Origin of the sequence: Streptomyces niphimycinicus, from assembly GCF_018883605.1 — a bacterium.
GTDB classification, from domain to species: Bacteria; Actinomycetota; Actinomycetes; order Streptomycetales; family Streptomycetaceae; genus Streptomyces; species Streptomyces niphimycinicus.
In genome coordinates, this window is the sequence record NZ_JAHLEM010000296.1 from 1 (window position 1) to 10,197 (window position 10,197).

Below are 10,197 nucleotides of genomic sequence, written 5' to 3' on the forward strand. Positions count from 1 at the left end.
TAGTCCGCGAGGAACGTCCGCAGGTGGCGCAGCGTCTCGTCCGGCGCCTCCTCGGGCAGGTAGTGGTCGCACGGCAGGGCCTGCCCCCGCACATCGTCCGCGTAGCCGCGCCACACCTCCGGTACGTCGTAGTGGCGGCCGACAAAGCCGTGCGCGCCCCACAGGGCCAGCAGCGGTGCGGTGACCCGGCGGCCGGCGGCGGCGTCCGCGTCGTCGTGGACCAGGTCGATGGAGGCGGCGGCCCGGTAGTCCTCGCAGCTCGCGTGGATGGCCGCGGGGTCCGAGAAGCAGCGGATGTACTCGACCTGGGCCGCCTCGTCGAACGGGGTTCCGCCACTGTGGCGGGCCCCCATCCGGGTACGGATCCAGAACGCGGGGTCCTGCCCGATGAGGTGTTCCGGGATGCCGTTCTCCGCCGCCAGGAAGAACCAGTGGTAGTACCCGAGCCCGAAGTCCATGTCGGCGTGCTGGAAGACGTACCGCGTGGGCACGATGTCGAGCACCGCGAGCGCGGAGACCGCCGCCGGATGGTCCAGGGCCAGCCGGTGGCCGACCCGGCCGCCCCGGTCATGGCCGACGACCGCGAAGCGGTCGAAGCCCAGTTGCCGCATCACCAGCACCTGGTCGCGCGCCATGGCCCGCTTGGAATAGGTGGTGTGCCCGGGGTCGGACACGGGCTTGTGGCTGTCGCCGTAGCCGCGCAGATCGGTCAGGACGACGCGGTGGTCGGCCGCGAGCGCCGGGGCGATGTGGTGCCAGATCATCTGGGTCTGCGGATAGCCGTGCAGAAGCAGGACGGGCGGCCCGTCCCCGGCGGTGCGTACGTTGATTCCCACACCCTCGACATCAAGGGTCCGGCGGTCGAAGTCGCCCAGCAGCTCATCGCTCATGATCCGATCCCAGCAGCCGCCGCGGTGCGCGTCCAAGACCCGTTGACGACAATCCTTATAGGCGACACCTATGGACGCGTGAGGGCGGCGAGCGGTCCGATAAGTACAGGGAGGCGGCGCGGTGGATGTGCGGCAGTTGGAGTACTTCCTGGCCGTGGTGGACCACGGCGGATTCAACCGGGCGGCCTCCGCGCTGTATCTGTCCCAGCCGTCCCTCTCCCAGGCCATCCGCGCCCTGGAGCGCGACCTGGGCAGCGACCTCTTCCACCGCATCGGCCGCCGGGCGGTCCTCACCGACGCGGGCACGGCGCTGATCGCACCGGCCCGGGAAGCGGTGCGCAGCCTCCAGCTCGCGCGGGCCAGCGTGGAGTCGGTGCACGGGCTGCGCGGGGGCAGGGTGGACATCGCGGCCCCGCCCTCACAGGCCGTCGAGCCGCTGACCGGGCTGATCGACCGCTTCACCCGGGCCCATCCCGCGGTGTCCGTGCGGGTGCAGGCCGCGTTCACCCCGCGCGATGTGACGGAGATGGTGCGCACCGGCGTATGCGAGCTGGGGCTGCTGGCCTCCCCCGACGCCGCACCCCAGGGCGATGTACGCACCTACCCACTGCTCGAACAGCGCTTTGTGCTGCTGACACCCCCGGACGGGCCGTTCCGCCCCGGTGTGCCGGTGCGCCATGAGCAGTTGGCCGGACATCGGCTGATCGTGGGCCAGCAGGGCACCGGGATGCGCCGTTTCGTCGACGACCTCCGGGCCGAGGGCGTCGCGCTGACGGTCGTGGTCGAGACCGAGCACCGGGTGGCGATCCTGCCGCTGGTCCTGCGGGGCGTCGGCCTGGCCGTGGTCGCCGACGCCTGGCGCGGCCTCGCCGAGCGGGCGGGGGCGCTGGTCCTGGACCTCGAACCGAGCACCGGCCTGCATATCGCCCTGGTCAGCCGCCGGGCCCCGCTGACACCGGCGGCGGAGGCGTTCGTAACAACGGCCACGGCAGCCCCCGAAGCCGAGCAGTCCCATAAGGCGGGCCCAAAGGCAGCCCCATAAGGCAGACCTATAAGGCACATGGAATCTGCGTCTTGGACGCGGTGGGCGCACCCCTGCTGCAATCCCCTCCATGACGAACCGCCGCACGACCACCCACCGCATCGCCCTGATCCCCGGCGACGGCATCGGCAACGAGGTCATCCCGGCCGCCCGCCGCGTGCTGGACGCCGTCGCCGCCCGGCACGGCCTGGGCTTCGGCTACGAGACGTTCGACTGGTCCTGCGAGCGCTATGTCAACGAGGGCGCGATGATGCCCGACGACGGTCTGGAGCGACTGCGCGGCCATGACGCGATCCTGCTCGGCGCGGTCGGCTACCCCGGTGTCCCCGACCATGTCTCGCTGTGGGGCCTGCTGATCCCCATCCGCCGGGGCTTCCAGCAGTACGTCAACCTGCGCCCCATCCGCGTCTTCGAGGGCGTGCCCAGCCCGCTGCGCGAGGCGGGGCCCGGCGATGTGGACCTCGTCGTCGTCCGGGAGAACGTCGAGGGCGAGTACGGCGAGATCGGCGGCCGCCTCGGGCGGGGGCTCCCGGAGGAAATGGCCGTCCAGGAGGCGGTGTTCACCCGTAAGGGCGTCACCCGCGTCCTGGACTACGCCTTCTCGCTCGCCGAGCGGCGCGGCGGCCACCTCACCTCGGCCACCAAGTCCAACGGCATCATCCACACCATGCCGTTCTGGGACGAGCTGGTGGCCGAACGCGCCACCGCGTACCCGGAGGTGACCTGGGGCCAGGAACACATCGACGCCCTCGCCGCCAAGTTCGTCCTCGACCCGCGGCGCTTCGACGTCGTCGTGGCCTCCAACCTCTTCGGCGACATCCTCAGCGACCTCGCCGCCGCGGTCGCCGGCAGCATCGGCATCGCCCCCGCGGCCAACCTCAACCCCGAACGCGACTTCCCCTCCATGTTCGAACCCGTCCACGGCTCCGCCCCCGACATCGCCGGACGCGGTATCGCCAACCCGCTCGGCGCGATCTGGTCCGCCGCCATGATGCTCGACCACCTGGGCCACCCGGAGGCGGCCACCGGCATCACCGACGCCATCGCGACCGTCCTGGCGAAGACGGCCGTCCGCACCCCGGACCTGGGCGGCACGGCCACGACGGAGGAATTCACCGACGCCCTTCTCGAACTGGTCTGACGCGCCCGGGGTGAGGCTGCCCCCAGGGCGGTCCGGGTGGCTGACCGCATCGTTCCCGGGCCCGACGCCCCCTAGCGTGGCCATTCGGTCGCGCGGGGGCTCAAGCCCTCTGCGGAAACAGATAGCTCAAGACGCGATACCGGCAGACCCCGCCCACAACACTGACGGGGCTCCCCATGCCCGGGCGAGCTGGCGCCACGTGCTCAGGGAGCCCCGTCGGTGTCACTGGCAGAGCCTCAGACCAGGATGATCAGGACTGGGGCCGGCTGCCGTGGTTGGCCCCGTTCTTACGACGGGCCCCGGCCGAGCAACCCACCCAGTCACTAAGAACTCCTAACAGAATGGCCTTGATGGCCTTGGAATGTGCTGGTCCGTCAGGTTGTTGACTGGTGCATGTGTGGGGCGGAACGGCCGCCGTGGATCGTGTCCGATGAGTTGTTAGGAGTTCTATGGCTACGGACCGAAGGACAGGACGACGAGACCAACAGGCTCGAACACCGCATGCTGGCGGCCAACCGTGAACTGCGCGCCTCCTGCATGACCGTCACCCTCGACGCAGCCGTGAAAGCCCCCCCGCCACTGCGTCCCAGATCTGGTCGGCGGTGACATCGGACAGCCCGTGCTCCCGGGCGAATCGAGCGGCCCGGAAGGCACCGTCTACCTCGAACCGGTTCGGCCCCTGCCCCGCGTCGGTCAGACCGATGTCGTGCAGCACCGTGGCGAGAAAGAGCGTCTCGTCATCGTAGTCCACCCCGGCAGCAAGGTTCCTGGCGGTGGCGATGCTACGAGCATAGAAGTAACTGCGGACAGTGTGGTTGAGCAGCCATTCCGGAGAGTGCTCGGCAGTGAAGGCGACAGCGGCCTCCGTAGCTGCCGTACGCGGCCACCCTCCGATCTCCTCCGGCAGATTCTCGAGCACGCTCACTTGACCTCAGCCTCCCCTGTGAACAGGTCGTTCCGCGTCTCCTTGTCGGCGGTGAAGAACGCGGGCTGCGGTGTCCACGTCTCGACGACTACGTACATGTTGCGCATCTCCTCACTTATCGTGATCGGCGTGATGCGCCCAGCCCAGGAAGACTGAGATCACCGCACGATGGCCAGATGGCCACTAATCCCAAAGATCCGGCCAAGGTCGCAGTGGTGGTGCAGCCGGGCTACGTCCTGCTGGACGTAGCCGTTCCCCAGCAGGTGTTCGGCCGCTGGCCGGACTGGGTGACCGCCTGCTGGCCCGGCGGCGCCCCCTACGAGCTGACCTTGGTGAGTGCGGTTCCCGCGGAAGACTCGCTGGTGCCCCGCGAGGTCGAGCCGCTCGACCGGCTGGACACGGCGGACACCGTGATCGTCGCCGGAGTGCAGGACCCCACTGAGTCTCCGGACGCCGAGCTGGTCGAACGGCTGCATGACGCATACAACCGGGGCAGCCGGATGGTGTCGATCTGTACGGGCGCCTTCGCCCTGGCGGCGGCCGGGATCCTGGACGGCCGCAGCGCCACCACCCACTGGCGCTGGGCCGGCCTGCTGCGAGACCGCCACCCGTCGGTCAAGGTCCGCGAAGCGGAGCTCTACGTCGAGGACACCGGCGTCTTCACCTCCGCGGGTGTCCTCGCCGGAACCGACCTGTGCCTGCATCTCCTGCGGCTCGACCATGGTCAGGCCGCCGCGAACACGATGGCCCGCTTCCTGGTCAGCCCGCCCCACCGTGAAGGAGGACAGGCCCAGTTCATCGAGCACATCCCGCCCAGCGGCGACTCCGAGATCACCGACGTGATCACCTGGATCCTGGAACACCTCGACGAGCCGCTCACCCTGGAGTCGGTCAGCCGGCACAGCCACATGAGCACGCGAACACTGCGCCGCAGATTCCGGGCTGTGACCGGAGCGAGCGTCATGAACTGGGTGGCCATGCAACGCGTAGCCTGTGCGCGCGAACTTCTCGAGACCACTCGCCTCGGCATCGACGACATCGCCCACCGATGCGGCTTCGGCTCCGCGGAGTCATTGCGTATCCACTTCACCGCGATGACCAGGACCAGCCCATCGGGCTATCGCCGCACCTTCGCTTCCTAACGCTGTTGCCAAACGGTCGCAGCCACGAACAGGACCCCTGACAGGACCTTCCGGTCGTCCAGACGCCTGCGTCCCGGGTGGTCCACTCGACGCGGTACGGCGGGCAGCAGCGGCTCGATCCGTTCCCACAACTCATCGGACACGATCCACGGTGAAATGCCAGCCGATGACCTCGACGACGATGCGATCATCAAGGGAGTCAAGTTTGACAGCACACACTTCGTTGGCCTTGAAGTAGAGGCAGCCGAGGCAGAGGGCTGCGCCTTCGAGAGCCTGCGCTTTCGGATGCAAGGAGCGGATTTCCAGTCGTCGCAGTTGCGCAACGTATTGTTCGAAGGCTGCGACTTGACCGGGACCCAATGGGCGAACTGCCAGCTCGGTTCCGTGCGGTTCAACCGCGTCGTCAGTGAGCCCCACTCTGGGACTGGCGGTGGTGTGCGTGGTGAGGTTTTCGCCGTCCTGGGTCGCTTAGCGGGCTCCCGCAGGGGCACGGAGCTGTTCGGCCAGCCGCTCGAGTTCGGCCGCCGTGGCAGGCGAGGGGTCGCTGAGTCCGCTGTGCACGGCCGTCGGGCTCTTCAGGAAGCGCCGGAGCACGGCCACAAGGAGCCCTTGCGGCAGAGCCCGCAGCGCGACGAACGCGCGAGGTACCGGCGGCGTCTCCATCGCGGCGAGGTTTTGCCGCATGAGGTGGAGCATGCCGCGTACCGCGTCCGGGGCGTCGGCCAGCGCTATCGGGCCGCCCGCCGCGTATACCGCCTGGCCGAGCGGGACCCCGAACGCGGCGTGTGTCCTGAGCCAGGCATCCATCTGCGGCTCGGCCTTGGCGTTGATCCCGGCAGTACGGAACGTCTCCACGATCCGTGCCAGTCGCGGGGTGGTACGGCCGTCGGGCCTGCCGATCGGCATCGCGACCCGGCGGGTGATGAAATTGGTCTTGCGGTAGCGGACCACGTCGCCGTCCATCGTGCCGCCAGTCGTGGGGAAGCCGAGCAGCACCCGCTCGTGGCCGATCACCGCACCCAGCGTCTCCGGGCCGGCTGCCCAGTTGAGCAGGAACAGCACGTCACCTTGGACACCGGCGAGTGATTCCAGCACCGCATCCACCTGGTGGGTGCGGACGAAGACGGTGATCAGGTCGTACTCGCCGTCCGGGTGCTCTATCACCGGTACCGGCACCCGCCTGACAGGGCCGTCTTCCTCTGCGAGCTGCACTCCCTGCCGGCGCAGGGCGGTCAGGCGCTCGCCCCGGGCGAGGAGCGAGACGTCGTGGCCGGCCTCGTGCATGCGGGCGGCGAACAGGCTGCCGCAAACCCCGGCGCCGTACACGAGCAGCTTCATGACAGCCCTCTTTCACACGTTGGTTTGATTCATACGTTCGTTTCATTCAAACATATGTAGAGTCCTCCGTGTGGCGACCCCAGACACCCGCACCCAGATCCTCGACGCGGCCGAACACCTCTTCGCCGAGCACGGATACCGCGGCACCTCGGTCCGCGCGATCACCAAACTCGCCGGAGCGAACCTGGCCGCCGTCGGCTACCACTTCGGCTCGAAGGCGGAGCTGATGGCGGCAGTCGCCCGCCGCGTGGTCGAGCCCATCACCGCTGCCCAGTGCGCCGGGCTCGACAAATTGCTCGCCCGGACCCCCGACCCACCGGTCAGCGAACTGGTGGAGGCATTCGCGGGGCCGCTGTTCGACGAGATGCCGGCCGGCGACGAGGGCGGCGCCCGGACGTCCCGGCTGATCGTGACCATCCTCAGCGACCCGGCCGAGGAGGCACGCAGATGGACCGGCCCGGCCGAGGACTCGGTCCGCGAGCGCTACTTCGCAGCCTTCGCGCGCGTACTGCCCGGCCTTTCCCCGGAGGAGCTGTGGTTCCGGATGCGGGGGATCTTTGCCGTGACGGCCGTCGACCGCCTCCAGGTCCACCAGCAGCCCTCCCCTGGCTGCGTGCCCCCGGTAGCGGGCGAGGCCGCCCGGCGATGGGCGATCACGTTCCTGACGGCAGCGATGAGTGCGCCACCGATCCGGTCCTGACGACCCAAGCCGGAAGGGCCTTGAAGAGGAGCGGGGGCGAGCTGCCGTACAGTCGGCGCGCCCAGCCCGGGGCGTATGGCCGGGTCAGGTGGTGGTGGCGGACGAGTCGGCCTGTACGCCGGGTTCTGTCTCCCGGGGGCCTCGCGGCCCGCGGGGAGGCGGCCATCCATCTAGGACCGGCGTTGCCGCCGGTCTCGTGCGGTCTACCCGCGGACTCGGGCGGGCAGCCCTCGATCGTCCGCGCAGAGCCGCCGTGAGGCGGCTCCTCTTGACCTTGCTCCAGGTGGGGTTTACCGAGCCATCCGAGTCACCTCGGACGCTGGTGGTCTCTTACACCACCGTTTCACCCTTACCGGGGGCCGAAGCCTCCGGCGGTCTGTTTTCTGTGGCACTGTCCCGCGGGTCACCCCGGGTGGGCGTTACCCACCACCTTGCCGTGTGGAGCCCGGACGTTCCTCGGCGGGGCCCGAAGGACCCCGACGCGACCGCCCGGCCGACTCGTCCGCCGTGATGACCATGATACCCGGCGCCTCAGCCCGGTCGGCGACGGTCCGGCCGCGTTGACGGTCCGGCCGCGTTGACGGTCCGGCCGCGTTGGCGGGAGGTCGTAGGCTGCGGGCGGGGTGGGCGTGGTTCGCCGGGTCCGCCCCGCGCCCTGCCGTCAACGAACCGTTCGAGGAGATCCGCCGTGCTCGTCCTGCTGCCGCCGTCCGAGGGAAAGGCCACGGGAGGCTCGCGCTCCCCGCTGGACCTGGGAGCGCTGTCGCTGCCCGAACTGGGCGAGGCGCGGGCGGAGATCCTGGACGAGTTGGTGTCGCTGTGCTCGGGCGACGGGACGAAGGCCGCCGAGGTGCTGGGGCTGAGCGAGGGGCTGCGCGGCGAGGTCGCCAAGAACGCGGCGCTGCGCGAGGCCGGGACCCGGCCCGCAGGCGAGATCTACACCGGAGTGCTGTACGACGCGCTCGGCCTGGCCACCCTCCCCACCGCCGCCCGGCGCCGGGCGGGCCGGTCGCTGCTGGTGTTCTCCGGGCTGTGGGGCGCGGTGCGGATCGGCGACCGTATCCCCTCCTACCGCTGCTCGATGGGGGTGAAGCTGCCGGGGCTCGGCGCGCTGGGCACGTACTGGCGGAACCGCACCCCGATGGCCGAGGTGATTCCGCGGGCCGCCGGGCGCGGGCTGGTGCTGGACCTCAGGTCGGCGGCGTACGCGGCGGCGTGGAAGCCCAAGGGGGCGCTCGCCGAGCGTACGGCGACGGTGCGGGTGCTCCAGTCGAAGATCGTGAACGGGGTCGAGAAGCGGTCCGTCGTCAGCCACTTCAACAAGGCGACGAAGGGCCGGATGGTACGGGACCTGCTGACCGCCGGGGCCGCGCCGAGCGGGCCCGGTGAGCTGGTCGAGGCGCTGCGGGGGCTCGGGTACGTGGTGGAGGCCGCGGCGCCGGAGCGGGCGGGGCAGGCGTGGGGGCTGGATGTGGTGGTGACCGAGTTGTAGGGCCTGGGAGTCGGAAACCGCTCCGGCGGCGTTGGCGTTGCGGCATGCGCAACTGTCATTGCGTAGTACGCCGCACCTGGGCAGGATGGGCGCCGTGACTAGCACCGCGCCCTCCCCCGGTTCCCCGGACTCCTCGCTGCTCGACCTCGCCCCCGTCATCCCCGTGATCATCGTCCAGGACGCGGCCCACGCGGTCCCGCTGGCCCGTGCGCTGGTGGCGGGCGGGCTGCCGGTGATCGAGGTGACCTTCCGGACGCCCGCCGCCGCGGACGCGATCCGGGCGATCGCCGAGGAGGTCCCGGACGCGATCGTCGGCGCCGGGACCGTCCTGAGCCCGGAGCAGGTGGAGACGGCCGTCGCCGCCGGGTCGCGCTTCCTGGTCACGCCCGGCTGGACGGACCGGCTGCTGGGCGCGCTGGACGCGTCCGGTCTGCCGTATCTGCCGGGGGTCTCGACCACTTCGGAGGTCGTGGCGCTGCTGGAGCGCGGGGTCGAGGAGATGAAGTTCTTCCCGGCGCAGGCGGCCGGGGGCACCCCGTATCTCAAGGCCCTCGCCTCGCCGCTCCCCCAGGCCCGCTTCTGCCCGACGGGCGGTGTCAACGCCTCGAACGCCCCCGAGTACCTGGCCCTCCCCAACGTCGGCTGCGTGGGCGGCACTTGGATGCTGCCCTCGGACGCGCCGGCGGCGGGCGACTGGGGGCGCGTCGAGTCCCTGGCCCGGGAGGCGGCGGCGCTGCGGGGGTGACGTCGGCGGCCCCTACCTCATATGCGCCGCTCCCCTACCGCAGATGCGCCGTCTCGTTCAGCAGCCTCAACGACGCGTTCCCGTCCGCGTAGTACGCCACCGCCGACAGCGACGCCGCCGAGAGTTCCATGCGGAACAGGGTCTCCGGAGGGGCGCCCAGGGCCAGTCGGACCAGGGTTTTGATCGGTGTGACATGGGTGACCAGCAGCACCGTACGGCCTGTATAGCGGGCGATCAGCTTGTCGCGGGCGAGCGCGACCCTGCGCGTGACCGTCGCGAAGCTCTCGCCGCCGCCGGTGGGGGCCACCTTGGTGGAGGCCAGCCATGCCTCCAAGTCGTCCGGGTAGCGCTCCTTGACCTCCGCGAAGGTCAGGCCCTCCCAGGCGCCGAAGTCCGTCTCCCGCAGCCCCTCCTCGACGCGGACGTCCAGGCCCAGGCGCCGGGCCACCGCGTCGGCGGTCTCCCGGCAGCGGCGCAGCGGTGAGGTGACGATGGCCTGGATGGTGCCGCGTGCGGCGAGCGCCGCCGCCACCCGCTCGGCCTGATGGCGGCCCACGTCGGAGAGTCCCGGGTCGGTGCCGCCGCTGCCGGAGAAGCGCTTCTCGGGGGTGAGCGGGGTCTCCCCGTGCCGGAGCAGGACGAACGTGGCGGGGGTGCCCAGGTCCGCCGAGCCCCAGCCCACCGCCGGGGCGCCGGTCGCGGCGGGCTCGGCGAGGGCCTCGTCGGCAGGAGCGGCGGGACCGGCGGGAGCGACGGGGGCGACGGGGGCGGAGAGGGCGGCG

11 protein-coding genes, 1 other RNA gene and 1 pseudogene are annotated in these 10,197 nt (G+C 70.7%); 6 read left to right on the plus strand and 7 right to left on the minus strand.

The window, feature by feature from the left end:
• Positions 1 to 890: alpha/beta fold hydrolase (locus KN815_RS25520; RefSeq protein ID WP_216344263.1), on the minus strand; the 890-nt coding region annotated here is incomplete at its 3' end.
• 121 nt (positions 891 to 1,011) lie between these two features.
• Between KN815_RS25520 and KN815_RS25525 the strand changes: the two genes are divergently transcribed.
• Both KN815_RS25525 and KN815_RS25530 read left to right on the plus strand, forming a co-directional pair.
• Positions 1,012 to 1,932: a LysR family transcriptional regulator gene (locus KN815_RS25525; protein ID WP_216344264.1), complete on the plus strand. Its 921-nt coding sequence runs from the start codon at positions 1,012 to 1,014 to the stop codon at positions 1,930 to 1,932.
• Positions 1,933 to 2,002: 70 nt separating this feature from the next.
• Complete coding sequence (locus KN815_RS25530; protein ID WP_216344265.1) at positions 2,003 to 3,073, plus strand: tartrate dehydrogenase; 1,071 nt, start codon at positions 2,003 to 2,005, stop codon at positions 3,071 to 3,073.
• 544 nt (positions 3,074 to 3,617) lie between these two features.
• Here the strand turns inward: KN815_RS25530 and KN815_RS25535 are convergent.
• Positions 3,618 to 3,998: an HD domain-containing protein gene (locus tag KN815_RS25535; RefSeq protein WP_216344266.1), complete on the minus strand. Its 381-nt coding sequence runs from the start codon at positions 3,996 to 3,998 to the stop codon at positions 3,618 to 3,620.
• 176 nt (positions 3,999 to 4,174) lie between these two features.
• Here KN815_RS25535 and KN815_RS25540 point away from each other — a divergent pair, with 176 nt between their 5' ends.
• Positions 4,175 to 5,140 carry a GlxA family transcriptional regulator gene (locus tag KN815_RS25540; protein ID WP_216344267.1) on the plus strand — a complete coding sequence of 322 codons (966 nt, stop codon included), beginning with the start codon at positions 4,175 to 4,177 and terminating at the stop codon, positions 5,138 to 5,140.
• Positions 5,141 to 5,154: 14 nt separating this feature from the next.
• On the opposite strand, the pseudogene KN815_RS50725 reads toward KN815_RS25540, so the two are convergent.
• The 3 genes and pseudogenes from KN815_RS50725 to KN815_RS25550 form a co-directional block, all read right to left on the minus strand.
• Positions 5,155 to 5,331, minus strand: a pseudogene (locus tag KN815_RS50725) (transposase); the annotation flags it as partial.
• Entirely contained in the window at positions 5,273 to 5,557 is a 285-nt protein-coding gene (locus tag KN815_RS52595) for a hypothetical protein (RefSeq protein WP_443732330.1), read from the minus strand. The pseudogene KN815_RS50725 and the gene KN815_RS52595, both read right to left, overlap by 59 nt.
• A gap of 51 nt (positions 5,558 to 5,608) precedes the next feature.
• Positions 5,609 to 6,478 (minus strand): ketopantoate reductase family protein, encoded by an 870-nt coding sequence (locus KN815_RS25550; RefSeq protein WP_216344268.1) that lies wholly within the window; start codon positions 6,476 to 6,478, stop codon positions 5,609 to 5,611.
• Positions 6,479 to 6,548: 70 nt separating this feature from the next.
• Between KN815_RS25550 and KN815_RS25555 the strand changes: the two genes are divergently transcribed.
• Positions 6,549 to 7,178 carry a TetR/AcrR family transcriptional regulator gene (locus KN815_RS25555; protein WP_216344269.1) on the plus strand — a complete coding sequence of 210 codons (630 nt, stop codon included), beginning with the start codon at positions 6,549 to 6,551 and terminating at the stop codon, positions 7,176 to 7,178.
• A 98-nt stretch (positions 7,179 to 7,276) separates the two neighbouring features.
• Here KN815_RS25555 and rnpB read toward each other — a convergent pair.
• An RNA gene (gene rnpB, locus KN815_RS25560) (RNase P RNA component class A) lies at positions 7,277 to 7,679 on the minus strand.
• 187 nt (positions 7,680 to 7,866) lie between these two features.
• On the opposite strand from rnpB, the gene yaaA reads away from it, so the two are divergent.
• Together yaaA and eda are read left to right on the plus strand one after the other, a co-directional pair.
• Positions 7,867 to 8,670 (plus strand): peroxide stress protein YaaA, encoded by an 804-nt coding sequence (yaaA, locus tag KN815_RS25565; RefSeq protein WP_216344270.1) that lies wholly within the window; start codon positions 7,867 to 7,869, stop codon positions 8,668 to 8,670.
• An 85-nt stretch (positions 8,671 to 8,755) separates the two neighbouring features.
• Positions 8,756 to 9,415, plus strand: a complete 660-nt coding sequence (gene eda / locus KN815_RS25570; RefSeq protein ID WP_216344271.1) for a bifunctional 4-hydroxy-2-oxoglutarate aldolase/2-dehydro-3-deoxy-phosphogluconate aldolase — start codon at positions 8,756 to 8,758, stop codon at positions 9,413 to 9,415.
• Between the two features lie 34 nt (positions 9,416 to 9,449).
• On the opposite strand, the gene KN815_RS25575 is transcribed toward eda, so the two are convergent.
• Positions 9,450 to 10,197, minus strand: a 748-nt coding sequence (locus tag KN815_RS25575) for a bifunctional RNase H/acid phosphatase (protein ID WP_253209238.1), incomplete at its 5' end; no start/stop codon positions are given.